The organism is Formosa haliotis, assembly GCF_001685485.1.
Taxonomy (GTDB): domain Bacteria; phylum Bacteroidota; class Bacteroidia; order Flavobacteriales; family Flavobacteriaceae; genus Formosa; species Formosa haliotis.
On sequence record NZ_BDEL01000001.1, the window covers coordinates 2255601 to 2281513 of the forward strand.

28 protein-coding genes are annotated in these 25913 nt (G+C 33.7%); 9 read left to right on the plus strand and 19 right to left on the minus strand.

Features of this window, described 5'->3' with window-relative positions:
• Positions 1-84: 84 nt before the first annotated feature.
• The gene (locus A9D35_RS09270) at positions 85-1257 is read left to right on the plus strand and encodes a sensor histidine kinase (RefSeq protein ID WP_066222000.1); all 1173 of its coding nucleotides are present in this window, start codon (positions 85-87) and stop codon (positions 1255-1257) included.
• On the opposite strand, the gene A9D35_RS09275 is transcribed toward A9D35_RS09270, so the two are convergent.
• Positions 1258-1647, minus strand: coding sequence for an HIT family protein (locus A9D35_RS09275; protein WP_066222002.1), 390 nt, complete (start codon positions 1645-1647; stop codon positions 1258-1260).
• A gap of 110 nt (positions 1648-1757) precedes the next feature.
• Entirely contained in the window at positions 1758-2231 is a 474-nt protein-coding gene (greA, locus tag A9D35_RS09280) for a transcription elongation factor GreA (protein ID WP_066222004.1), read from the minus strand.
• Between the two features lie 149 nt (positions 2232-2380).
• Between greA and A9D35_RS09285 the strand changes: the two genes are divergently transcribed.
• Entirely contained in the window at positions 2381-2824 is a 444-nt protein-coding gene (locus A9D35_RS09285; RefSeq protein ID WP_066222007.1) for a hypothetical protein, read from the plus strand.
• 151 nt (positions 2825-2975) lie between these two features.
• Here the strand turns inward: A9D35_RS09285 and A9D35_RS09290 are convergent, their stop codons facing one another.
• The 8 genes from A9D35_RS09290 to A9D35_RS09325 form a co-directional block, all read right to left on the minus strand.
• Positions 2976-5165: a TonB-dependent receptor gene (locus A9D35_RS09290; RefSeq protein ID WP_066222010.1), complete on the minus strand. Its 2190-nt coding sequence runs from the start codon at positions 5163-5165 to the stop codon at positions 2976-2978.
• 252 nt (positions 5166-5417) lie between these two features.
• Entirely contained in the window at positions 5418-5825 is a 408-nt protein-coding gene (gene arfB, locus A9D35_RS09295) for an alternative ribosome rescue aminoacyl-tRNA hydrolase ArfB (RefSeq protein ID WP_066222012.1), read from the minus strand.
• Between the two features lies 1 nt (position 5826).
• Entirely contained in the window at positions 5827-7380 is a 1554-nt protein-coding gene (locus A9D35_RS09300) for a DUF4301 family protein (protein ID WP_066222015.1), read from the minus strand.
• Positions 7381-7387: 7 nt separating this feature from the next.
• Positions 7388-7942 carry an AAA family ATPase gene (locus A9D35_RS09305; RefSeq protein ID WP_066222018.1) on the minus strand — a complete coding sequence of 185 codons (555 nt, stop codon included), beginning with the start codon at positions 7940-7942 and terminating at the stop codon, positions 7388-7390.
• Positions 7903-8535 carry a nicotinamide riboside transporter PnuC gene (gene pnuC / locus A9D35_RS09310; protein ID WP_066222021.1) on the minus strand — a complete coding sequence of 211 codons (633 nt, stop codon included), beginning with the start codon at positions 8533-8535 and terminating at the stop codon, positions 7903-7905. The genes A9D35_RS09305 and pnuC overlap by 40 nt, the downstream gene beginning before the upstream one ends.
• Entirely contained in the window at positions 8519-8779 is a 261-nt protein-coding gene (locus A9D35_RS09315) for a YkoF family thiamine/hydroxymethylpyrimidine-binding protein (RefSeq protein WP_066222024.1), read from the minus strand. The genes pnuC and A9D35_RS09315 overlap by 17 nt, the downstream gene beginning before the upstream one ends.
• Before the next feature lie 258 nt (positions 8780-9037).
• A complete protein-coding gene (locus A9D35_RS09320; RefSeq protein WP_066222026.1) occupies positions 9038-9766 on the minus strand; it encodes a phosphoglycerol geranylgeranyltransferase in 729 nt (242 codons plus the stop codon).
• Positions 9767-9804: 38 nt separating this feature from the next.
• Entirely contained in the window at positions 9805-10392 is a 588-nt protein-coding gene (locus tag A9D35_RS09325) for a 4'-phosphopantetheinyl transferase family protein (RefSeq protein WP_141675501.1), read from the minus strand.
• A 62-nt stretch (positions 10393-10454) separates the two neighbouring features.
• Here A9D35_RS09325 and ahcY point away from each other — a divergent pair, with 62 nt between their 5' ends.
• The 3 genes from ahcY to A9D35_RS09340 all read left to right on the plus strand — a co-directional run bounded on the left by ahcY (position 10455) and on the right by A9D35_RS09340 (position 13263).
• Positions 10455-11771: an adenosylhomocysteinase gene (gene ahcY, locus A9D35_RS09330; RefSeq protein ID WP_066222029.1), complete on the plus strand. Its 1317-nt coding sequence runs from the start codon at positions 10455-10457 to the stop codon at positions 11769-11771.
• Positions 11772-12082: 311 nt separating this feature from the next.
• A complete protein-coding gene (locus tag A9D35_RS09335; RefSeq protein ID WP_066222032.1) occupies positions 12083-12661 on the plus strand; it encodes a hypothetical protein in 579 nt (192 codons plus the stop codon).
• 80 nt (positions 12662-12741) lie between these two features.
• Positions 12742-13263, plus strand: coding sequence for a hypothetical protein (locus tag A9D35_RS09340; RefSeq protein WP_066222035.1), 522 nt, complete (start codon positions 12742-12744; stop codon positions 13261-13263).
• 134 nt (positions 13264-13397) lie between these two features.
• Here A9D35_RS09340 and rpmA read toward each other — a convergent pair whose 3' ends face one another.
• The gene (gene rpmA / locus A9D35_RS09345) at positions 13398-13658 is read right to left on the minus strand and encodes a 50S ribosomal protein L27 (RefSeq protein WP_066222038.1); all 261 of its coding nucleotides are present in this window, start codon (positions 13656-13658) and stop codon (positions 13398-13400) included.
• A 43-nt stretch (positions 13659-13701) separates the two neighbouring features.
• Positions 13702-14325, minus strand: a complete 624-nt coding sequence (rplU, locus tag A9D35_RS09350; RefSeq protein WP_066222041.1) for a 50S ribosomal protein L21 — start codon at positions 14323-14325, stop codon at positions 13702-13704.
• A gap of 379 nt (positions 14326-14704) precedes the next feature.
• On the opposite strand from rplU, the gene A9D35_RS09355 reads away from it, so the two are divergent.
• Together A9D35_RS09355 and A9D35_RS09360 are read left to right on the plus strand one after the other, a co-directional pair.
• On the plus strand, positions 14705-16024 hold the full coding sequence (locus tag A9D35_RS09355; protein WP_066222044.1) for a M16 family metallopeptidase: 1320 nt from the start codon (positions 14705-14707) through the stop codon (positions 16022-16024).
• Positions 16025-16042: 18 nt separating this feature from the next.
• On the plus strand, positions 16043-18112 hold the full coding sequence (locus tag A9D35_RS09360; protein WP_066222047.1) for a M16 family metallopeptidase: 2070 nt from the start codon (positions 16043-16045) through the stop codon (positions 18110-18112).
• Between the two features lie 50 nt (positions 18113-18162).
• Here the strand turns inward: A9D35_RS09360 and A9D35_RS09365 are convergent, their stop codons facing one another.
• Positions 18163-19038 (minus strand): DMT family transporter, encoded by an 876-nt coding sequence (locus tag A9D35_RS09365; RefSeq protein ID WP_066222050.1) that lies wholly within the window; start codon positions 19036-19038, stop codon positions 18163-18165.
• Between the two features lie 94 nt (positions 19039-19132).
• Between A9D35_RS09365 and A9D35_RS09370 the strand changes: the two genes are divergently transcribed.
• Complete coding sequence (locus A9D35_RS09370; RefSeq protein ID WP_066222052.1) at positions 19133-19708, plus strand: heavy-metal-associated domain-containing protein; 576 nt, start codon at positions 19133-19135, stop codon at positions 19706-19708.
• A gap of 110 nt (positions 19709-19818) precedes the next feature.
• On the opposite strand, the gene A9D35_RS09375 is transcribed toward A9D35_RS09370, so the two are convergent.
• From A9D35_RS09375 to mutY, 6 genes are all read right to left on the minus strand, one after another.
• The gene (locus A9D35_RS09375; RefSeq protein WP_066222056.1) at positions 19819-20601 is read right to left on the minus strand and encodes a transglutaminase-like domain-containing protein; all 783 of its coding nucleotides are present in this window, start codon (positions 20599-20601) and stop codon (positions 19819-19821) included.
• 226 nt (positions 20602-20827) lie between these two features.
• On the minus strand, positions 20828-21715 hold the full coding sequence (locus A9D35_RS09380; RefSeq protein WP_066222060.1) for a dienelactone hydrolase family protein: 888 nt from the start codon (positions 21713-21715) through the stop codon (positions 20828-20830).
• A 149-nt stretch (positions 21716-21864) separates the two neighbouring features.
• Positions 21865-22452, minus strand: coding sequence for a gliding motility lipoprotein GldD (gene gldD, locus A9D35_RS09385; protein ID WP_066222066.1), 588 nt, complete (start codon positions 22450-22452; stop codon positions 21865-21867).
• A gap of 2 nt (positions 22453-22454) precedes the next feature.
• Positions 22455-23759, minus strand: a complete 1305-nt coding sequence (locus A9D35_RS09390) for a gliding motility-associated protein GldE (RefSeq protein WP_066222068.1) — start codon at positions 23757-23759, stop codon at positions 22455-22457.
• A 23-nt stretch (positions 23760-23782) separates the two neighbouring features.
• Entirely contained in the window at positions 23783-24229 is a 447-nt protein-coding gene (locus A9D35_RS09395) for a single-stranded DNA-binding protein (RefSeq protein WP_066222072.1), read from the minus strand.
• 89 nt (positions 24230-24318) lie between these two features.
• A complete protein-coding gene (mutY, locus tag A9D35_RS09400; protein WP_066222075.1) occupies positions 24319-25359 on the minus strand; it encodes an A/G-specific adenine glycosylase in 1041 nt (346 codons plus the stop codon).
• Positions 25360-25495: 136 nt separating this feature from the next.
• Here mutY and A9D35_RS09405 point away from each other — a divergent pair, with 136 nt between their 5' ends.
• The gene (locus A9D35_RS09405; protein WP_038532346.1) at positions 25496-25789 is read left to right on the plus strand and encodes an HU family DNA-binding protein; all 294 of its coding nucleotides are present in this window, start codon (positions 25496-25498) and stop codon (positions 25787-25789) included.
• The last annotated feature ends 124 nt before the right edge of the window (positions 25790-25913 follow it).

Below are 25913 nucleotides of genomic sequence, written 5' to 3' on the forward strand. Positions count from 1 at the left end.
TCAATTAACAAAAAATGATTTGAACACTTGATACCACAATATTATTAACAGATTTGCATTATATTACCATTAAAATTAATTTTCATGCTTTTTACCAAACATAAAAACCTAATTCGTTGGATATTTATCGGATTTTCGTTTGTTATTGTCACCCTAATTTTATGGAATACTTATATGTTTTTTCAGAGTTTTAAAGCTGAAGAACGTATAAAAATGGAAAACTGGTCTGCAGCCCAACGCGATTTAATAAAAAGCACCAATTTAGATGGCGATATTGGCGAATTACCGCTTCAAATTTTACAAAGCAACACCACGACACCTATGATTATGGTGGATTTAGATGGTAATATTGAGCATAATAATTTAGACGAAAAGATAGCCAAAAACTCCGCTTATGTAAAAGATCTTATTTTAGAATTTGAAAAAGAAAATACACCCATAGAAATTATTTACGATGGCAAAGTATTAAACACCTTATACTACGGCAACTCCCCGCTACTAAACAAACTTAAATACTACCCCATTGCCTTTGTGCTTATTATCGTGCTTTTTGCTAGCCTTGTTTACGTGTTTTACAGAAGCACTAAAATTGCTACACAAAACAAATTATGGTCTGGAATGGCCAAAGAAACGGCTCATCAAATAGGCACCCCATTATCATCTTTAATTGGTTGGACTGAAATTTTAAAAATTGAAGAGGTAAACCCAGAATACATTGAAGAAATTGAAAAAGATATTAGCCGACTTGAAACCATAACCGAACGCTTTAGTAAAATTGGTTCGATACCGAAATTAGAAAAGACCGATATTGTAAAAGAAACCATAGACTCTTACGACTATTTAAAACGTCGCTCTTCGAAACTCATAGACTTTAGTATCGACGTACCAAAAACAGCCATTCCTGTACAATTAAATGCACAGCTGTATAGCTGGACTATAGAAAACTTGGTAAAGAATGCTATAGACGCTATGAAAGGAAAAGGAAAACTATCGGTACAGATTTTAACCACAGATAACGAGGTAAAAATTAATGTTTCCGATACGGGTAAAGGATTATCGAAAAAACAATTTACTAGTGTTTTCGAGCCAGGTTATACTACCAAAAAACGCGGTTGGGGCTTAGGACTCTCGCTTGCTAGACGTATTGTTGAAGATTTCCATAATGGAAAAATCCGAGTGCTTCAATCGGAAGTCGGAAAAGGGACCACAATGCAAATTATTTTAAAAATAGATAAAGACACCCCACAAAACACCTAATTACATCGCGGTATTTATAGCTGCTGCTACCTCTTGAAATTCATCTTTAGATAACTGTGTTTTCTGTAAAAAACGCGCATCTTCCATTGTGTTTAAAGGAATTAAATGAACATGAGCATGTGGCACTTCTAGTCCGATAACAGTCATTCCAACACGTTTACAAGGCACAACTTTTTCTATGGCAATAGCGACTTCTTTAGAAAACTTCATCAATCCTAAATAGAGCTCATCCTCTAAATCGAAAATTTTATCCCCTTCTTTCTTTGGGATACATAAGGTATGACCTTTAGCATTGGGATTGATATCTAAAAACGCTAAAAAATCTTCTGTTTCTGCTACTTTGTAACAAGGAATTTCTCCAGAAATGATTTTACTAAAAATAGAAGCCATAATTTGTTTTTTTGTTTCGTAAATATAAAAAGATTCCTAGAGTTTTAAAATTCACCAAAAATAAATTCGGTTTAAAACTTTAGGAATCTTATTTGAGATTTTTAAGCCTATTATCTTGAAATTTCGATTATATCGAATTTTAGCACACCATTTGGCACTTGAATTTCTGCAACATCGCCAACAGATTTACCTAATAAACCCTTACCTATAGGTGAGTTTACAGAAATTTTTCCCGATTTTAAATCGGCTTCTCCATCTGCTACCAAAGTGTAATTCATTTCCATACCATTGGTTTGGTTTTTAATTTTCACTTTAGATAATACCAAGATTTTAGAATTATCGAATTGCGACTCGTCTATAACACGAGCGCCAGATAAAATCTCCTCTAATTTAGAGATTTTCATCTCTAACATACCTTGTGCTTCTTTGGCTGCATCGTACTCGGCATTTTCACTTAAATCGCCTTTATCTCTGGCTTCAGCAATAGCTTGTGAAGCGCGTGGACGCTCTATATCTTTTAATTGTTTTAGTTCGTCTCTTAATTTTTTTAATCCTTCTGCAGTGTAATAAGATACTTTACTCATAACTTCATCGTTTTAATTCAAAAAAATATGTTTCACAAACCTCAGTTTATAAAACATAAAAATCTCGCAGCACGAGATTGAAATACAAATATACAAAATATTTATAGCAAACTGCTTTTTGTTGTAAATTGCGAACCGAAATTATAACTATGAAAAAACTTTTTTTTATTGCTTTAACTGTCTTATTAATGGCAAATTGCAGTTCGGATGATAATGTGATTAACAATCCTAACATTCCAAATTACAGCTTTGATACTGGCAATTTAATAAATACCAATTTACCGCAGTATAACAGTTTAAAATTTGCTGGGAATTCTATTACTTTAGACAATCCTTACGGATATAATGGACTTGTGTTATATTATGCTGGCAATAACCAATACTCTGCCTTCGAACTTAGCGACCCAAATCATCAAATAACAAATTGCTCTAAATTAACGGTTGAGGGTGTTATTGCTACTTGTAATTGCGACGATGGCAACTCTTACGATATCCTTACAGGAAGCCCTGCGTCTGGCACTACCGGCGGCTACACTTTAAAACCTTATTTTGTTGAAGTGAATGGTGCTATAATTAGAGTATACAATAACTAAAAAAAGCAGAGGCTGTCTAAAAAGTGTTAAAATTATTATTCTGAATTTATTTCAGAATTTCATCATATTGATTACCAAATATATGAGAACCCGAATCAAGTTCAGGTTGACCAAAATTCAACTTTTTAAACAGCCTCTTCCTTCTTTTTTTTTAGAATTTAAACGTTGCTCCTACCAAAAAGTTGGTTGTCGCTTGCGGATAGTAACCAGCACCTTCTATAGTTGTTATGGTATTAGGATCGCTCCAATCGTCATCGTAAGTATAATAATACCCGTTAGACACATATTTCTCATTAAAAATATTGTTAACCATTCCGCTTAAAATAATGGCTTTAAAAATCGACTTCGAATTAAACTCGTAAGTCACATTTAAATCATTTACAAAATAACTATCTAGTTTTGAGACATCAGAATCTGTATTTCCCATATACTGTTCACCTACATATTTACTTAAAAACGATGCTTGAAATGCTGGACAAGGCTGATATACAATAGCATTCCCAACTACAATATCTGGTGAAAATGAAATGTTTGTTTTTCCAAAATTTTTCAGTTCCCCATCAAAAGGCACGATCGACTCTAGTGTTTTGTTGGTACTTAAAGTAATATTTGGCTGAATTGAGAAGGCTTTAGACAAACCTATAACCGACTCTATTTCTAGTCCAAATCGGTAACTTTCACCACTGTTGGTTCTAATCGGGTTTCCTACATCATCTATATTGCCTGTTAATACCAATTGTTCGTTATAATGCATATAATACACATTGGCATTGAATTTAAAACGTTGTTTTTCGTGTCTCCACCCCAATTCAAAATCGTTTAATTGCTCTGGTTTTATATCTGGATTGCTCTGAAAATCATCGCGATTTGGCTCTCTATTTGCTCTAGCATACGAAAAATACATATTATTATTATCGTCTAGCATATAAGTTACACCTGCTTTTGGGTTAAAAAAGTTGTATTTTTCATCGATATCAAATGGCAAACGATCTGAAGTAATCCCTGTTGTTTTATAAGTCACAAAACGCATTTGCATATCTCCAAACAAACTCCATTGTTGTGTTAATTTAAAGGTCGCTTTGGCAAAAACACTTAAATCTGTTTTCTTCCCGTTTCCGTCGTAATAATGATCTCGTATTTCACTATTGCTAGCGTATTGTGCCCAGATTATTTCACCAAAATGATCGCCATCATAGTTACTATACGATCCTCCAGCAATAGCATTTATTCTGTTGTTTTTATAGTTGGCATTAACATTAACAACATAAAAATCGTTATCTAACCAACGGCGACGAATTAAATCGGTTTCTGTTATAGTTTCATCCCCAATCGTTACATTATCTAGTCCGTAATCACTAAACGCTTGGTCTTCCTCATATTGCTCAAAATACCCACTACCATGCGTATAATTTAATCCTACATTTGTAGACCAATTATTGTTAAAACGCTGATTCCAGTGCAACTGATAATGGTCTTGTTGATAATCGTCTACTTCATTATCATAAAATTTTACATTTCCATTCTCGTCGGTATACATCCCCGCAGAATTAAAAGTTCTATCGGTTTCTAAGGTTTCTTTGTCAATTCCATTCCAAGATTGGTAGGTATTTTCATGGCCTCCAAAAACTACTGCTTTAATTAATGTATTATCATCTACATAAGATCCTTGTAGGAAATATGATTTTAAATCTGTTGAAGCACGATCTACATAACCATCAGATTTTATAACCGATAACCGCCCAGCTACTTCAATATGGTCGTTTAAAAGTCCGGAGCTAAATTTTACGTTATTTTTACTTGTATTAAAACTTCCAAAACTTGTAGACACTTCGGCGCTTGCTTCATCTGAAACCGCGTCTGTCAATAAATTTATACTCGCACCAAATGCTCCAGATCCGTTGGTAGACGTCCCTACACCACGTTGTAGTTGCAAGCTTTCTACAGAAGATGCCATATCCCCTAAATTCACCCAAAAGGTTCCTAAAGATTCGGCATCGTTATACGGAATACCGTTAATGGTTACATTAGTAGATTGCGAACTTACACCACGCACACGTATTCCGGTATAGCCAATTCCCGTACCGGCATCACTAGTAGTTACTACCGATGGTAAATAATTTAATAAAATAGGAAGATCTTGCCCAAGATTTCGTTTGGCCAAGGTTTCTTTATCTACATTAGAGTGCGTAATAGGCGAAGTGGCCTCTACACGAACAGCAGTTACTAAAACCTCATCTAAAGTTTCTGTGATAACAGCCGTGGTATCTTGTATTTTTTCCTCTTGAGAAAATGCTGCATAAGTTGACATTAAACAACATAGTAAAACAAAAATATGTTTCATTCGATATAACTTTAATCGAATAAAAAGAGGCCCTTATTCTAAATTTTAATGTGATTTGATTTTAACCAAGCGATTCGCTTCTATTTCCATACGAACAACAGCAATTTACTTACGCGTTGTTCTTTTTCCTAAACAGCATTACCTGTTCCAGGTTCAATGGGTATGATCTCAGCCGCTATTTGGCACCCCTTTATTGAGAACGCTGCAAAGGTAGTAACAATTCTTAGTATTGCTACACATTTTAACTAAATTCTAATCTAAATCTGGCTTGCGCCTTAATGCCTTTCTATCAGACACATTACGCTTACTTTTTAGCCGTTTTTTAATAGCAGATTTCGGAATTTTTGTAGGTCGCCTTTTCTTAGCAACCTTTAAACCCTCCTTTATAATATATAAAAAACGACTTATAACTAAATCTTTGTTTTTATGCTGACTACGGCTTTCGTCGCATTGCAATACCAATACCTGATTTTTTGTTAATCGGGTGTCTAGTTTAGATATAAGTCGTTCCTTTTGTTCTTCGTTTAATACTGAAGACTCTAAAACACTAAAACTTAATTCAACTTTTGAAGCTACTTTATTTACATGCTGCCCTCCTGCTCCCGAACTTCGTACGGCTTTAAAAGACAATTCTGAAATAAGTAAAGCCTCATCTATCATTTTACAGTTGATGTGCTGGTCTTAATAAATCAGTTACGGTTTTTACAGGGTTGAATGTATTTACTGGAACTTCTACAAAAACAGAAATCCAATCTGCCATGGCACCGTTCCATAATCCTGGTAATTCTAGGGCTAATAGCTCCTTGCCTTCTTTAGTTTTTTTAGTTATAAATCCTGAATTCGGATTTACATATTGTAATAAATCAAAAGCATTTCCTTGATAATCTTTTGTTCCGCAAACCAAATCTGTAGGATTAAAATGTGTTGACCCACTTAATATTTGTTTTTGGGTAGGGTCGTTACTATCAATTTGAGCTGTCTCAACAATTTGAAGCGATAAATTTCCGTTAGCATCTTCAACCCAAAACGGACCACCTCCTGGTTCGCCTTCATTTATTACCATTCCGCAAACACGAATTGGTCGGTTTAATTTTCCTCTTAGAGTTTTAACCTGATCTTCACGCGTCGATTTTTCAAAATCAAGTGATATATCTTCATTTAATTTTTTAGCTACAAAAGTTGCGATTTCGACTAATTCGGTTTCACTTATATCCGCTTTATCTAAAGTTTTTAAATGTGAAAACACTTGCTCTTGCACTTCTAGAAGCACGCCTGCAATTAGCTTTTTAAACGGCACACTATTGTCGTTATATTTAGAAACAACCAGATTATCGATGTTTTTTATAAAAACAATATCGGCATCTAAATCGTTTAAATTTTCTATTAAAGCACCATGTCCAGAAGGTCTAAATAGCAACGTACCATCGGCTTCGCGAAACGGTTCTTTTTCTGGTGTTAAAGCTATGGTATCTGTAGATTCTTTTTGAAATGAAAATGAAATATCAAAATCTGTATTTGTCGCAGTTTCTACACGAGATTTAATCTTATTATAGGCTTCGTTAAAGCTGTCGTTATGCCCTTCAGAAATTGTAAAATGAAGCTGTGCTTTTTGGTTTGCTGATGCGTATAAAGCCGCTTCGTACATATGTTCTTCGAAAGCTGTTGCAAGACGATCGTCGTACTTATGAAATGGTAATAATCCTTTTGGAAACGCACCATAATCTAACAGATTTTCGTCTAACATGGTTTTTACAAATACCCACTTTTGTTTTTCAGCATCATACGATTCAAAATCTGGCTCTGTCTTTTTAATTACCTCCATAACTATATCGTAAAAGGGTAATTTATCTAGACCTACAAGAAATAAAGCCAAATCTAAATTTTTGTTTTTACTGATGTATGTGTATAAAGATTCATCTCCATCCGGATTAAACTCTGTTATAAAATTGAACAATGATTTAAACATTCGCGTCGCTGCACCTGAAGCCGGCACAAACTTTAAAATCGACAAATCGTTGCGTTTAGCATCGTAAGCAGAAATATACGCTTTACGTTCGGCATCGGTGAATTTTAAAATACCATGTCCAATAGTTGCTGGTGATTCTAGGTCTATAAAGGGAATTCCATTTTTAAATTGTTCGACTTGCGACTCAATTTTTTCAAGCGTTAATCCTTTTTTGTCAATTTGTTTTAAATCTTGTTCTGAAAATTTCATTGGTGTACTAAATTAATTTATCGATATGTTTTACTGCCATTTGGAAACGCTCATCGAAGCTTCCTTTAAGTAAAACATATGGTTTATTATAATCGTTTAAAGCCTTTTCAAAAGCCTTAAACATCGTTTCTCTTTCGTTTGGTTTATCGCGAACTTCGTCTGCTTCCCAAGGGATGTCAATATACGTTAAAAAGTACAAATCGTAATGATTTTGAATGGCCGAAGCTGTTAAACTTTCATTATAAAAGCCATCGTAATACAGTTCTGCATAAACTTTTGTTTCTAGTAAATTCGTGTCGCAAATAAGTAATGTATTAGCATCTTTAGATATCGTATTCTCTAATGCCATTTGCCCTTTTGCAATAGGCATCACATCTTGAGACGTTAAATTTTCGCCTTTTTTAATTTTTTCTAAGGCATAAGTTCTAGAATATTCTGGCACAAAAACAGTTTGGTAATGCTCGGCCAGTTGTTTTGCTAATACGGTTTTCCCCGTCGATTCTGGTCCGAACAACACCACTTTTAAGCTGTTTGTAGGTCGCTGCCTAAGCTCTTTTTCCATGCGTAATATCCTGAAATTGCTATAAATGTAAATACTAAATATTGCAGACTAGTAAAGGTAAACCCTTTGTAAAAATATAGTGGTATAGAAATTATATCGGCTATAATCCAAAGGATCCAGTTTTCTAATTTTCGTTTGGCCATAAGCCACATTCCAACAAAAAACAAAGCTGTTGTAAGAATATCTACCCAAGCCACCCAACTCGTTAATTTATCGAAAAAGGTATACACTGCATAAACAAAAATCAAAGTTGCAAAAAATATAATGGTTCCTACCTTTTGCTCCTTTGCAGTTGTTTTTGAAATGGGTGTAAGATGACTATCATCGACCTTACGGGTCCAAATATACCACCCATAAACACTCATAATAAAATAGTAGGCGTTTATCATCATGTCGCCCAACAAACTCCATTGATATAAAAGATACACGAAAATTAGTGTACTAATCATGCCGGTTGGAAACACCAAAATGTTATTCTTTTTAGAATACCACACCGACAAAAACCCGAAAATTACAGCTATAATTTCGAGTACAATATTTATGGTTTCGTAGTCTGAATATTGACCGAATAGAAAATTAAAAATGTGGTTCATAATTACTTCTATCGCTTTTCACAATTTTCATATTTACAATAATATGTTCTTGGTCTTGAAAAGAGGTTTTTACAGCTTGAGTTAAAAAGGCCATAACGCCGTCGTAATCGCCATAAATTTGTGTGCTTAACGGATTTTCTAAAACCGTAAACTCTGAAGCTCTTAGTGCTTTTATAAATTCTTCGATTGGAGTTTCGTAATTTTCGTGTAGCGGCATTAAGGTTAATTCTACCGATATTTTCATAACTAACAAATTTTAAAGATTAAATGCAATTAAAACTAATACTGTATTCTTGATCTATCTTTAAAAGATTTCCAGTGGCTAATACAAACAAAACCGACTTACTTTTCTAGGTTTTCGACTCCGTTAGATAGAACATCCTGATAAAACCTTTACTTTAAGATAAAACCGAACAGTATTAAAAATGAATTCAATTGAATGATTCTCAAAAGTACTAAGGATTTTAGTTTTGAAGAATTAAATACGAAACAATTTAGAAGGTTACCAGCGTTTTAAATCTGTTAACAAGGCTTCATTATCTTCGAGAACAGTCCCGATTACAACAATATTTGCGCCAGCTTTAAATGCTGCTTTCATTTGTTCTTTCGATTTTAGTCCGCCGCCAACAATTAAAGGAATACTTAAATCGTTGCTTACCGCTTTAATTATTTCTGTAGGAACAGGATTTTTAGCACCGCTTCCCGCCTCTAAATACATCATTTTCATACCAAGTAATTCGCCTGCTAGAGCTGTATTTACAATATTTTCTACATGTTTAGATGGCATAGGTTCGGTCTCGGTAACTTTTTGCACCGATGTATTGATTCCATTTTCTATAAGTAAATATCCTGTTGGAATAATTTCTAAACTGGTTTCTTTTAATCTTGGAATGGCCTCGACATGTTTTCCAATTAAATATTCAGGATTTCTTCCAGAGAGCAGCGATAAAAACAAAAGACCATTTGCTTCGTTTGTAATTTGAGCAATATCGCCAGGAAATAAAATTACAGGAAGATCTGTATAGCTTTTAATTTCTATTACCAAGGGTTCGGTTAAATTTACAGGAACCGTACTTCCGCCAACAAAAATATAATTAGCTACAGACTCGTTTATTTTTTCAACAAACCCTTTTACATCACTAAGTTTAATTTTCTCTGGATCGATTAAAATGGCTAACTGCCTTTTATTACTAAATATATTGTGTAAAATATTGTTTAATACGTTCTTCATTTATGTAATTGTGTAAACACAAGTAAATTCTTCAACCTCTAAAAATAGATTTCAAATCGACTCTTGTTATCTTTGTAATCAATCCAAGCTACAGTTTCACCTGCACTTAACTCGAAAGGAATCACTAGAATATGATTATAAAAACTTAATCCCGGTGTAGCATATAATTTGTATAATGCCTCCTTTGCTCCCCAAATTACGGTAAGTTTTTTAACATAATCAATTTCATTTTCACATAAGTAGCAAAATTCATAATTTGAAAATTTATGGGCTATTAATTTGATTTTTTCTCGATTTTTCTCGATATCTATTCCCGTTTTATTATCGCTAATAATAACGGCAGAAAAAGTAAATGAATGTGTTATAGAAATTTGCTTGCCATCTACTAAATGTGGTTTCCCATTTTCGTCGTAGTATAAATCGAAATCGGTATATCCTAAAGCAGCTAATAAATGTCGAACACTTAAAAATCCGCGTTGGTGCAGTTCACTTTTCATACCTAACACACGCGATAAACTTTCCGGCTTTAACTTAACTGCCTGAAACAATTCATTATAAGACTCTGTAATCTTCCATATCTTAACAGTAGTTTGTGAGTTTGGATGTAGTGTTTTATAGACTGGCATTTAAATTTCTCATACTTATTATGTAACTTTGGGCTCTTAAATTCAGAGACAAATATACAATTATGAATACAAAAACGATTCCATACCTACCTTATAAAGTAAAAGACATGTCGCTTGCGGCTTGGGGAAGAAAAGAAATTGAATTAGCCGAAGCAGAAATGCCAGGGTTAATGAGCCTTCGCGAAGAATACAAAGACAGTCAGCCTTTAAAAGGTGCTAGAATTGCCGGGTGTTTACATATGACGATTCAGACTGCTGTATTAATTGAAACGTTAAAAGCTTTAGGTGCTGAAGTAACATGGAGTTCTTGCAATATTTTCTCTACGCAAGATCAAGCTGCCGCTGCAATTGCAGAAGGTGGTACTGCTGTTTATGCATGGAAAGGTTTAACTGAAGAAGAATTTGAATGGTGTATAGAGCAAACCTTATTCTTTGGTGAAGACAGAAAACCATTAAACATGATTCTTGATGATGGTGGAGATCTAACCAATATGGTATTAGATAAATACCCAGAATTAGTTGACGGCATTAACGGTTTATCTGAAGAAACAACAACTGGAGTTCACCGTTTATACGAACGTATGAAAAATGGAACATTACCTATGCCAGCAATTAATATTAACGACTCGGTTACTAAATCTAAATTCGACAACAAATACGGATGTAGAGAAAGTGCCGTAGATGCTATACGTCGTGCAACAGATGTAATGTTAGCAGGGAAACGTGTTATTGTTTGTGGTTATGGCGATGTTGGTAAAGGAACTGCTGCATCTTTTAAAGGTGCAGGTAGTATTGTTACTGTTACAGAAATAGACCCTATTTGCGCGTTACAAGCAGCAATGGATGGTTTTGAAGTTAAGAAATTAGAAAGTGTAGTTACAACTGCCGATATCGTAATTACAACTACTGGAAATAAAGACATCGTTCGTGCTGAGCATTTTAAAGCTATGAAAGATAAAACCATAGTATGTAACATTGGGCATTTCGATAATGAAATTCAAGTAGGATGGTTAAACGATAACTACGGAGATACTAAAAACACAATCAAGCCTCAAGTAGATAAATATACTATAGACGGAAAAGATATTATTTTATTAGCCGAAGGTCGTTTAGTAAACTTAGGTTGTGCAACAGGTCACCCTAGCTTTGTAATGAGTAACTCGTTTACAAACCAAACACTAGCACAAATCGAATTGTGGACTAACAGAGATGCTTATAAAAATGAAGTCTATATGTTACCTAAACATTTAGATGAAAAAGTAGCAAAATTACACTTGGCAAAAATTGGTGTTGAACTTACCGAGTTAAAACCAGACCAAGCTGAATATATTGGAGTAACGGTTGAAGGACCTTACAAACCTGAATATTACAGATATTAAAAAAAGTCTTACTGTTTTCACTTAACTGTATTTCCACATATTAAAAATCTCAAGCATATATTTGTTTGAGATTTTTTTGTTTAAAAAGAATTCAGCTTTTAACTATTAGCTAATTATTATTGGTAATATATCTAGTTAAAACCAACACCGAAAAAACCAAAAGGAAGGATAAGATAGTAACTCCGTAGTCAAAAAATGTTTATATTAGTTTCTAATGTTAAGTTATTCGGACTGATTAAATTCTGATTAATCTTTGACAATTACCTTAAAACCAAACCATTATTCTTACTAAGAAAACCGAACAAGTGAACATGAAAATACTAACCCTACTAGCTTTTATTTCTTTTGGTGTTTTAAGTTGTTCTTCAACCCAACCAAGTTTCAATAATGAACATCCTGTTGGAATAAAGCAAAAAACATCAAATCCGAACACACCCTATATTTACAAGAATGGTTTTAAAGATTACGAAGTTAAACCTATTCTAACTCTACAAGACAACGATTCTATCTATGTAAACGAGCTAAGGTTTAACGCTGTATTTTCGGCTTTATACACAAAAAAACTTATGTATGATAAATACGGAAAGTGGGATCAGGAGGTTTGGCTTCAAGGGGCTACGCGTCCAATATTAGTTTGGGAAAACCGAAAATTACTAGAATCAGAAGACCAATTGTATTCTGTAGCTACAAATGGGACCGAAAGTAAAGCAGAAATGTTTGCTTCGGTAATAGTATTCGATTTAAAAAATAACGACTGTATGTCCGACAACTATCAACAAAGAGATGCTTTAATACATTTTTTTGCTTCCGAGATCTGGAACTTAAACCCAAGTGAAGCCTTTTATGATGTGTATTGGGACATGGTAATCGCGCATAATGGATCGCGTTAAAAGCTTTTCAACTTCCAGTTTAATTTTTATTTAAACACTTTAAAATAAAACTCCCGATTTACTCAATCTTAACTTCAATTATGATTACAGAATTTAAAACAGAAATAGTAAAAACAAAAAAAGCCAATAAAGTCGTTACGATTACTTTTTTAATTTTATACCAGATTTCAATTTTCTATGTTTTTCTATACGATAAAGAAAATCAAAACATCCATTTAAAATATTTAGCTTTGGCAACATACCTTGCTGGAATCTATTTTTTATTTGGTCAATCCTTCGTGAAACCTAAGAAAACTGGTGTTTTAAAACTATCAACTAAGACTATTGAATTTGAAGAAAATGGCCAAACTAAAAATATTCCACTAAATGAACTTGAAAATGTGTACTTGAATTCTATGGATTATGGAAGCTGGAAAACGCACTCTATTTATGGAAATAAAAACCAAATAATAATCACCGATAAAGCTGGAAATCGATATAATTTTGAAATTCTAATAAGAAATAAAGATTCTAAAAATGAATTAAAAAGTATTTTAAATAGTCCAGTATATTATGAGAAGTTCAGTTTAACAAAGGCGCCTACCTCCCAGACCAATTTTTAAGAACCTACTAATTAAGCACTGGCCACAACCAAGAATCAACACGTCCTTTTCCAATAATAATTAATAAAAACAAGAAAAGTCCTTGTACATGTGTACAAGGACTTTTATCTTATGTTGTAAAGAAAATTTATTTCTTAAACCTCGAAAGGTACTATAGAAACGTAAGACTTGTTGTCTTTTTTCTTTGTAAATTTCACAATACCATCCACTTTCGCGTGCAATGTGTGATCTTTACCACCATACACATTTTCACCTGGGTGATGTGTATTTCCTCTTTGTCTTATGATGATATTTCCTGCAAGTGCGGCTTGACCTCCAAATATCTTAACACCTAAGCGTTTTGATTCTGATTCTCTACCGTTTTTAGAACTACCTACCCCTTTTTTATGAGCCATTGTCTTAAGGTTTTATATTGTTAATAATAATGAAATAGAAAAATTACTTTTCAATTCCACCGTCTAATTTGTCTTGTAAAGCTTTTAACTCATCCCACTTTCCAGCAGCAGCTAATTTAGCTTGCTTTGGCCAAGTATCTGTAACGATGTGAGCTAAACCGGAACTAGCTTCGTGTAATACTGTGCTTAATTCTTCAGCTTTCGCTTTTGCAATCTTAGCAAAACTATCAAAACCTGCATTTACTAAAGCTTCAGCAGCTTTTGGTCCTGCACCTTCGATTTTTGTTAAGTCGTCTGCTTTTGCTTTAGCAGTTGTTTTTTTTGCTTTTTTAGCAGGAGCAGCTTTTTTAGCTCCAGAAGCAGCAATACTTTCAATTACGATTTCAGTAAGAGCTTGACGGTGTCCGTTTTTAACACGGTATCCTTTACGTCTCTTTTTCTTGAAAACAATAACTTTATCACCTTGAAGGTGTTTTAAGACTTTTGCACTTACTTGTGCTCCGTCTATAGCTGGGGCGCCTACAGTTACATTGTCACCATCTCCAATAAGAAGTACATTATCAAATGATACTGCTTTACCTTCTTCTGAAGCTAAACGGTGAACAAAAACTTTTTGGTCTTTTTCAACTTTAAATTGTTGCCCTGCTATCTCTACAATTGCGTACATAGCGTAACGTTTTATTTATTAATTTTGTTCAAAAATGAGTGCAAATATACATCTAATTAATTAAACTACAAACCTTTTGTTTAATTTGAGATAAAATATTACAGATTTTTAATTTCACTCCAAAAATCAACCCAATTAGTAACATAACTTACTAAAATCACTACCCTAGTATTTTATAAATTTAATAAAAATCAGCAAGAATTATCAAGTTTTAATTAGCAATAGTACACTCTTTTTCAATACTATAGAATTAAACGAATTTTCTTACCATTAATTCTGTTAACACAATAGGATTTCTTATTTTCGTTAGATTATTGTAACAATTTAACCTTTTAAAAGACTCATTTTAAAAGTAAAATCAACTTAACACTAACTCACAATGAAAAAACGCTTATTTTCTTTAGCTTCTTTGTTGCTTATTGGACATTTAGCCTCTGCACAAAAAGTTGAATTTGAAGAGTACGACTTGGACAATGGACTGCATGTCATTCTGCACCAAGACAACACGGCTCCAGTTGTAACAACTTCGGTTATGTATCACGTAGGAGCTAAAGATGAAGACCCAAACAGAACTGGATTTGCTCACTTTTTTGAACACCTATTATTTGAAGGGACCGAAAATATTGGTCGTGGAGAATTCATGAAGATTATTCCTGCTAACGGTGGGAAATTCAATGCCAACACTACAGACGACAGAACGTATTATTACGAAGTATTCCCTTCTAACAAAGTGGAACTTGGTTTATGGTTAGAGTCTGAACGTTTAATGCACCCGGTTATTAACCAAATTGGAGTAGATACCCAAAACGAGGTTGTAAAAGAGGAAAAACGTATGCGCGTAGACAACCAACCTTACGGAAGATTTTTAGAACAAGTTAAAGTAAACTTGTTTAAAACTCACCCTTACAGATGGACTACTATTGGTAAAATGGAGCATTTAGATGCTGCTACCCTTGAAGAATTTCAAGCTTTCAACAAAAAATACTACGTACCAAATAACGCCGTATTGGTTGTAGCTGGAGATATCGACAAGCCAAAAGTAAAGAAAATGATTCAAGATTATTTTGGACCAATTCCTAGAGGTGCAGATATTGTTAGAAACTTCCCTAAAGAAGCTCCTATTACAAAAGAAATTGATGCTAAGGCCTACGACCCAAACATTCAATTGCCAGCTATTATTCAAGCTTATAGAACACCTTCTTACAAAGAAAAAGATTCTTATATTTTAGATATGATTACTACCTATTTAAGTGGAGGAAAATCGTCTAAACTATATAAAAAGTTAGTAGACGAAAAGAAAATGGCTTTACAAGTTGGAACATTTAGCATGAGCCAAGAAGACTATAGTGCTTGTATTGTTTACGGAATTCCGTTAGGCGACACAAAACTTAGCGATTTAACGAAAGAAATCGATGAGGAAATTGTAAAGCTTCAAACACACTTAATTTCAGAAAGAGATCACCAAAAACTACTTAACCAATTTGAAAATCAATTTGTAAATTCAAATTCAAGTATAGAAGGTATTGCTAATTCTTTAGCAACTTACTACATGCTTTACGACGATGTAAATTTAATTAATAACGAAATTAACATTTACAGATCTATTACTAGAGAAGACATAAAAGCTGTTGCTAAAAAGTATTTAAATCCGAACCAAAGGTTATTATTAGAATACTTACCAGAATCTCAAAAGCAGTAACCAAAACATACACAAAAAATGAAAACAAAAATATCATTATTATTAGTCTTGTTTTTAATGTCTGTTGGGCTACAAGCACAAATAGACAGATCGAAACAACCAGAAGCGGGGCCAGCACCAAAAATTACGCTGAAAACACCTCACGAATTTGAATTAAAAAACGGAATTAAAGTACTTGTAGTAGAAAACCACAAACTACCAAAAGTTACTTATTCGTTAAGAATAGACAACAAACCAATTACAGAAGGTAACAAAGCTGGGGTGGCAAGTTTACTTTCTTCTATGTTAGGAAACGGAACAACTAGCATTCCTAAAGATAAATTTAACGATGAAATTGATTTCTTAGGGGCACGATTATCTTTTAGTTCTTCTGGAGCTTACGGAAGTTCTTTAACCAAATACTCAAATCGTATTTTAGAATTAATGGCCGATGCTGCCATAAACCCATTACTTACTGAGGAAGAATTTCAGAAAGAAAAACAACAACTTATAGAGAGCTTAAAATCTCAAGAAAAAAGTGTAGATGCTATTGCCGGACGTGTTGGTAGCGCATTATCTTTCGGGAAAAATAATCCGTTTGGAGAGTTTATTACTGAAGAAACCATAAACAATGTTACGTTAGAAGATGTTAAGAATTTCTATCATACTTACTTCTTACCAAACCACGCCTATTTAGTAGTGGTTGGAGATATAGATGAAAAAACAGCAAAGAAAGAGATTACAAAACATTTTGGTAAATGGAAAAAAGGAGCAGAACCTAATACTTCTGTCCCAGCTATTACACCAAATGTAGCTAAAACTCAAATCGATTTTATCGACATGCCAAATGCAGTACAATCTAACGTAGTTGTAACTAACAATGTAGATTTAAAAATGTCTGATCCAGATTATTTTGCTGCTAAAATTGCAAACTACATTTTAGGTGGTGGTGGTGAAGGTTACTTATTTAAAAACCTTCGTGAAAAACATGCTTACACTTATGGTGCATATTCATCTATAGACGCTAGTCGCTATAATGGTGGTCGTTTTGATGCCAGTTCGCAAGTAAGAAATGCTGTTACAGACAGTGCTGTAGTTCAAATATTAAATGAAATAAAAAGAATTAAAACAGAGCCTGTAGACCAAAAAGATTTAGAAAGTGCTAAAGCGAAATATGTAGGTAGCTTTGTTATGGCTTTAGAAAGACCTGAAACAGTTGCCGATTATGCTTTAAACATTAAACTAAATAACTTACCTAAAGACTTTTACGAAACTTACTTAGAAAAAGTAAATGCCGTAACACCTGCAGATATACAAAAAGCAGCTAACAAATATTTCGAGGCCGATAATTCTCGTATAATTGTAGTAGGTAAAGGTAGTGAAGTTATAGAAAATCTAGAAAAAACTGGAATTCCTGTAAAATACTACGACACGTATGCAACTCCTATAGACAAGCCTAATTACCAAAGTGCTGTACCTGCAGGCGTAACTGCTAATAAGGTTTTAGAAAATTATTTAACAGCAATTGGTGGGAAAGAAAAATTAGACAAAGTAACCTCTTTAGTTATTAAATACGAAGCAGAGGCTATGGGATCGAAAATTATTTCTGAAGAAAAACGAACTGCCGGACATTTAGCACAAAACGTGTATATGAATGATAATTTAATGATGGCAATGGTAGTTTCTCCTGAAGAAGTTTTTGTAAAACAAGGTGGAGCTAAAAATCCAATCCCAGCAGAAATGGCGGCAGATATGAAACTTGCTTCTGGTTTATTTATTGAACAAAATCTATTAGCTGCAGGAACTGCAAAATTAGCAGGCACCGAAGATGTAGAAGGTAAGAAAGCTTACAAAGTAGAAGTTCCTGGTACTACAGTTTCATACGCTCTATTTTACGATGTTGAAACAGGATTAAAAGTTAAGGAATCTCAAGTAATCTCAATGGGTGGTCAATCTCAAACTCAAGACGCTCTTTTAAAAGATTACAAAGCTTTTGATGGTATTTTATTTCCTTCAACTAAAGAGAGCTCTCAAATGGGGCAACCTATTAACTCTAAGCTTACAGAAGTTTTAGTAAACTCTGGTGTAGCCGACGAAGATTTTAAATAAAATCTAAACCTTTTTTATACTTTTAAAACCGAAGCTTTGCTTCGGTTTTTTTATGCTCTTTTATTAGCTAAATACACGCCTAACAATATAATAACAGAAGCAAATCCTTGCAAAGCACTAAAACCTTCACCATCTAACACACCCCAAGTTAGAGCCACTATAGGCATAACATAAGTTACAGACGATGCAAATACCGGTGTAGAGATTCTAATTAGTTTATTAAATAACACTTTAGCTAAAGCCGTACCAAAAAACGATAGTATAAAAATATACATTAAGGCCATTTTAAGTTCTGGTTGCTGAAAGCTAGCAGGTTTAAAAAAACCTGTCCAAACCAAAACTATTAGGGCAGGAATTAAAATAACTACGTAATTTCCGGTGGCTATAGTTAAGGGTTTTAAATGCTGTAAATGACTTTTAATCATATTCACATTAAAGGCATACATTACTGTAGCTAAAATAATATAGCCGGCATACAAATAATTTTGATGCGGATTTAAATCTGCACCTTCAACCACCAACAAGGCTGTACCTATAAACCCCAATATAACGCCTAAAATTTGTCGTTTTGTAGAGGTCATTTGAAAGACTGCAAAACCTACAAGTATCGTTTGTAGCGGGACTAAAGAGTTTAAAATAGAGGCAATAGCACTATCAATTTCAGTTTCGGCAATTGCAAAAAGAAAGGCAGGAATAAACGAGCCAAAAATCCCCGTTAAAGCAATCCATTTCCAAGCGGGCTTATCTATGGTTTTTACATACTTTAAACCCACAGTAAATAAAATTAAAGCTGTCATTACCGTCCGTAAAGCGCCTAATTGAAACGGGGTTACACCTATAAGTGCTTTTTTCATTAAAATGAAAGAACTTCCCCAGATTAGGGACAAGACCAAAAGATAAAACCATTTTAACGTATTTTCACTCATAACCTGCGTTTCCAAGCTGCAAAAATGAAACTTTTAACATAAAAAATCACATTAATTATTAAATTTGTTTCACTAACATTTACTCTTAAATTAAATGAAACATTTAAACACATTTTTTGCCGTATTATTAGTTTCTGTTTTATCATTTTCATGTAAAAACGAAACTAAACCAGAAATAAAAACTGTAGAAACTGCAGTTCCTGAACAAATCACTAAAACTGAAACAGATCCGAATGCAACCTATGCTAAGGCTGAATTTACTATAGATGGAATGACTTGCGAAATTGGTTGCGCAAAAACTATTGAAAAGAAACTTTCTAATCTTGATGGTATAAAATCTGCAACTGTAGATTTCGACAAGCGATTAGCTATGGTTGAATACGACGAAGCCAAAGTTAACCCAGCTACTTTAGAAGAAACCGTTACTAAAGCGGGAGACATGTACAGTGTAAAAGACATGAAAACCGTTGAAGATTTCAACACAACTAGCGCTTGTAAAGGCGACTGTAAAATGGCTTGTTGTGCAGACAAAGCAAATTCTGCTACAAAAGAAGCATGCAATGCAGATTGCGAAAAAGCATGTTGCAAAGATAAAGCTGATGCAGCTGCAAAAACAGCTTGTAAAGAAGACTGCGAGAAAGCATGTTGTCTTTCTTCAGCTAAAGCATAAACTTAAAATATCTTAATTACAATAAAAGCATCTCTTTCGGGGTGCTTTTTTCATTTTATATAGACTCATCTTGACATAACGACACCCTAAATATTTTAGCCGTGGTGCTGTTAAATCTGACTCACCGCTACGTCCTGATATGTCGTATTAACAATAGGACCAAACTGATTAAATATAGCAACATCGGCGGCATCTAGTCCATAACCTACAGCTACGTAACCTCCTTTTAAACCCAATTGAGTCGCATCAAAAGTATACCAACGTCCACCAATATAAGCTTCAAACCAAGCATGCATATCCATAGGTTTCAAATTGTGCAAATAGCCAACTACCATCCGCGCAGGAATACTTAAACTTCTACATAAAGCAATTCCTAAATGCGCAAGATCTCTACAAACTCCAAATTCTTTTTGATTAACTTCTATTGCAGACGTTGGATACACACTACTTCCAGGAATATAACTTATAGTTTTCCGCAACCATTCTTCTATGGCAAACACCTGCTGATAGCCAGGTATTTTATTTACGGTTATGGCATTTGCTAAATCGTTAAACCGATCGGATTCACAATATCTGCTAGGTAACAAATAACAAAGTACGTCGTTGGGTAAGTGCTGTATTTCTACAAAAGGCGCATTAAAATCTACATCTACAAAGGCCGATGTTTTTACATCGGAAACCGTATGAATAGTTAAATTTCCTTGTGGCGCAATAAAACGCTGACATAGATTTCCATATCTATCTGTAAACTCAATAATGGGTATGCTAGGGGCTATTCTAAATTCGTCCCGTTCCACCCACTGTTGGGCACCACTTCGTGGCCGCAACATTAAAATAAAAGGAGTTGGAATTTCTATATCGAAAGCCAAATTACAACTAACACGTAACCACATAAGGGAATGCTATTTCAAATCATTTACATCTCCTAATTAGAGAGAATATTTAAATATAAAGGAATAGCTCTAAAAATGTATTCGTGAATCTGTTATAATAGTAGCACAAACCTGATTAAATAATAATAAAACGATTACTTAATTTAGATTTTCATGTTTACCCCTAAAACCAACAAAAAAGCACCTTTTTCAAGGTGCCTTCAAACAACTAAATTTATTTAACAAACTACTTTAAATGAGTTTTAAAAAAGGCTATCGTTCTATTCCAAGATAAAGTTGCAGCCTCTTCATCGTATCTTGGTGTGGTGTTATTATGAAAACCGTGATTAGCTCCAGGGTAAATAAAAGCTTCATACGATTTATTGTTTGCTTTAAGAGCTGCTTCATAAGTTGGCCATCCTTCATTTACACGTTTATCTAACTCCCCAAAATGAAACATTAATGGCGCTTGTACAAGTGCGGCCTCTTCTACACTTGGCTGACTTCCATAATAAGGTACTGCAGCACCTAAGTCCGGTATTTTAACAGCCATCATATTCGAAATCCAGCCACCAAAACAGAATCCTACAACCCCTATATTACCGTCACAATTTTCGTTATCCTTTAAATAATTAAATGCAGCAATAAAATCTTCTAACATCTCATTTTTGTCGCGTTTCTTTTGCATGGCACGTCCTTCATCATCATTCCCCGGATATCCACCTAGTGGAGTTAAAGCATCTGGAGCGATAGAAATAAATCCTTCTAAAGCTGCTCGCCTACCCACATCTTCTATATACGGATTTAGTCCTCTATTTTCATGAACCACAATTATTCCTGGAAGTTTCTTGGAGGTATCTTTTGGCTTTGAAAGTAAGCCGCGAATTTCTCCTCCGCCTTTAGGTGATTTATAGGTTACATAATCGGAATCTAATCTTGGATCTGTCGGGTTTACCGTAATTGAATCGACATAATTCGGCATAACAAAACTCAGTAGAGAAGGAATGGTAATTCCTCCAACCGCGTAAATAGATAGTCTTTTTAAAAATTGTCGTCTTTCTATTTTATTATGAGCATATTCATCATATAAATCAAAAACCTCTTGATTTATATCTTCTTTTTTCAGTTTTTTCATAGCCTTAAATTAAGAAAAATAATTAATGTTTTAGAAACCATGCCTAAATTTAATAAAAATTAGGAGGTATACTTTTCCTTACAAAGCCATTTCTATTTGATGAAAAAAGATTTAAGAATGGGAAGAATTTACAGAATCTGCTATTAAATTTATTTCCAGTTCACGGTTTCCATGATGTGTTTTATATCTTTTTCAAGATATTTAGCCGCAGGAAAAATAGAATCGTAATTGGGTTTTGCATAAAAATACAAGGAACCTGTTAAGAAGTGCTTTACACTATCGGTAACATAAAATTGCGATTGCGAAGCTGCATTTCCGCCAACTTCGTAAAACATACCATACACTTTACGCTCGTTGTTTATATACACTTGCTCTGCAATTTCATCGGCTTTAATGGTGTGTTTTTGGGTGAAATTTTGAGCATCTTTAATATACTCTATTAAATTTTTAGAATCTTCATTTATACTCTTATACGTTAAATAAATGGTTCCTTTTAGATTAGAATACTCAATATTTACACCATAATTATCTAGTCCCGGCATTTTTTTAAGTCCCACATGATTCGAGAAATTGTTTTTCTGAAACGTAAACGGAACATCTAAATTTACTGTACTATATTGGGCCTCCGGATAACTTAATCGCAAATACGCTTTTGGTTTTGGCGTAGGTGTTTCTCCACAAGACATGGCTAATACAAATAGAATAAAGACAGGAATAAAATAAGATTTTTTAAACATAGTTATGTAATGGTGACTTTTACGCGTTTAATGCGTTTTTTATCTAAAGCTTCTATAGTGAATAGATAATTTTCAAAATTAATTTTAGCATTCATTTTAGGAAAACTTCCAGAATTTTCTAACACAAAACCAGCTATGGTTTCTGCCTCTCCTTTTTTCTGTTCGAAAATAGAATCGTCCTCAATTTTAATAATTTTATAAAAATCTTTTAACGGAGTTTTACCTTCAAACACAAAATTATGATCGTCTAATTTAGAGTATACCAAATCTTCATCATCAAACTCATCGCTAATTTCGCCAACAATTTCTTCAATGATATCTTCTAGAGAAATTAAGCCCGATGTACCACCATATTCATCTACGACTACCGCTAAATGGACTTTTTTCTCCTGAAACTCTGCCATTAAATCATCTAGCTTTTTGTTTTCCGGAACAAAAAAGGGCTCACGAATTAACGTTTTCCAATCGAATTGTTTTCTATCTACATAAGGCAATAAATCTTTAACGTAAAGAATCCCTTTTATATTATCGATATTATCTTTATACACCGGAATCCTAGAATAGCCATTTGCTACAATTTCTGGAATAATTTCTGTGTATTTTAAGTCTTCATTTAAAGCAAAAATATCTATACGCGGTCGCATAACCTGTTTGGTATCTGTATTACCAAAAGACACAATACCTTGTAATATTTTTTGCTCTTCTTTAGAGGTGTCGTGTTCGCTTGTTAGCTCTAGGGCTTGCGATAACTGGTCGACACTTAAGTTCGATTTTTGTTTTCCTAATTTCTCGTGTATACCAAGTGTTATACTTCGCATAGGCAAACTTAGCGGCGAAAACAGGACATCCATAACTTGTAATGGTACAGCCATAAATGTGGCAAATTTCATTTTATTTCGGCTAGCATAAATCTTAGGTAAGATTTCACCAAATAATAAAATTAGAAAGGTTACTAATACCACTTCTACAATGAATCGCACCACTTCTGAGGTAACTCCTCCAAACATATAGTCGCTTAAATAAGCAAAGAGGATTACAATGGCAATATTTATAAAATTATTAGCGACAAGAATTGTGGCTAGTAATTTTTTTGGTCGTTCTAAAAGTTTCGATATAATTTGAATAGCCTTGGTATCGCTTTCAATGCCTTCGTCTATATCGGTTGTGGTTAAAGAAAACAAGGCAACTTCTGCTCCCGAAATAAGGGCAGAACAAATTAATAACACACATAAAAGTATAACTCCAAAAATTAATGGAAGATTTATGGAGGAAAGAAAAATTAAAATACTCGAGGGGTCAGGGTCCAATTGAAATAAAATTAGTTAAACAATTAAAACGGCAAATCGTCTTCTACACCAGAAGAACTCTGATTTGTTTCCGGTTTATTTTCGGTAGGTTTTGCTGCTTGCGGCGATGCTTGCGCATTGGCTCCACTTTCTTTCTTTGTTGTTAAAAAGGTAAAATCTGTGCATTGTATTTCGGTAGAATAACGATCTTGCCCAGCTTCATCTTGCCATTTTCTGGTTTTAAGTCGGCCTTCAACATAAATTTTATCGCCTTTACTTAAATACTTTTCGCAAATTTCGGCACCTTTATTTCGCACTACTATATTATGCCATTCTGTATTAGTTACACGCTCATTAGTCTGCTTACTTACATAAGTTTCGTTGGTTGCCAAAGGAAAACGTCCTACGCAACCACCACCTTCAAAATAATGCATTTTAACATCATCTCCTAAATGCCCTATAAGCATAACTTTATTTAATGTTCCAGACATATATATTAGTTTTCAATCTACAAAATTACGCTTTGTAATTCAACTTTTTTAAAATTAGCAAAAAAATTATGAGATATAAATTTCTAAGGTTAAAAATTGAAGGCTTCTATGAAATTTCCTATTAAAATAGGTACTGGGAAATCTGAAATTTCACTCATAGCAATAGCGCCTTCTATAGCGGTATCCACCTCAACAATCCAAAACTGCGTATACAAATGCTGGTGAGATAATTTATGAACAATCTCATCTTTATTATATAAAGAGACCTCAAAGGGTTTGCCTTTTAAATTGTCTAAAGTTTTTAATTGAGATTGAATTTGACTCGATGTTAGTGCTTTTTTAGATTCAATTAAAGGAAACTGATATAAATTTTGCCAAATCCCCTTACCTTCACGTTGCTCTAATAAGGTTTTATGGTCGGGCAATAAAAACACTAAAAAGTTAAAATATTTCTTAACCACTTTAGCGCCTTTAATCTTAACAGGCAAAGTAGCGATACTATGTTTGCTTAATGCAACACAACTAGAATTTAACGGACATATAGTACAATCTGGATTTTTGGGTTTACACTGTATAGCACCAAACTCCATAATGGCCTGATTAAATGTAGCAGGATCTTTAACATCTATAAGCTCTTGCGCTAAAGCTTTAAATTCTTTAGCTCCTCGAGATGAATTAATAGGTGTATCTATTCCGAAATAGCGAGATAACACGCGGTAAACATTTCCGTCTACAACAGCAGAAGGCTCATTATAGCATATAGAAGCAATGGCGCTAGCCGTATAATCGCCAACTCCTTTTAATTGTAATAGGTCTTTATAATTATCTGGAAAAACACCTTTCAAATCGTTAACCACATATTTTGCGGCAGCATGTAAATTTCTAGCTCTCGAATAATAACCTAAACCTTGCCAAAGTTTTAAAACTTTTGCTTCATTTGCATTAGCCAAGTCGAAAACGGTGGGAAATGTCTTCACAAAAGCTTCATAATATGGTAATCCTTGCTTAATCTGCGTTTGCTGCAAAATTATTTCCGATAACCAAATATAATACGGATTAGAAGTCTGTCGCCAAGGCAATTCGCGCTTATTTACTGAATACCAATGTGTTAAGATTTTACTAAAAGTCATATAGAATAATTAGGTGAGGCAAAAATAATCGTTTATAATCTTAAATTTTAATGAATTAGGTTTGAAATATTGAATATTAAATGACTATATTTGCATCCCTTTATAATTAATTGATAACTTTAATACATAATAAATAATGACTAAGGCTGATTTAGTAGCGAAAATTTCTGAGAAATTAGGAATAGAGAAAGGTGATGTTCAAGCAACTGTGGAAACTTTCATGGAAGAAGTAAAGACATCTTTAGAAGCTGGTGATAACGTATATTTAAGAGGTTTTGGTAGTTTTATCATTAAAACTCGCGCCGAAAAAACTGGTAGAAATATTTCAAAAAATACGACTATTAAAATTCCTGCACACAACATTCCTGCATTTAAACCTGCAAAAGTATTTGTAGAAGGTGTAAAAACTAATGTAGACGTTAAAGAATAACAAAAAACTTAATATTAATCTAAAAAAAACAGATCTATGCCAAGTGGTAAGAAACGTAAAAGACATAAGGTAGCGACGCATAAGCGTAAGAAACGTAGACGCGCTAATCGTCACAAAAAGAAAA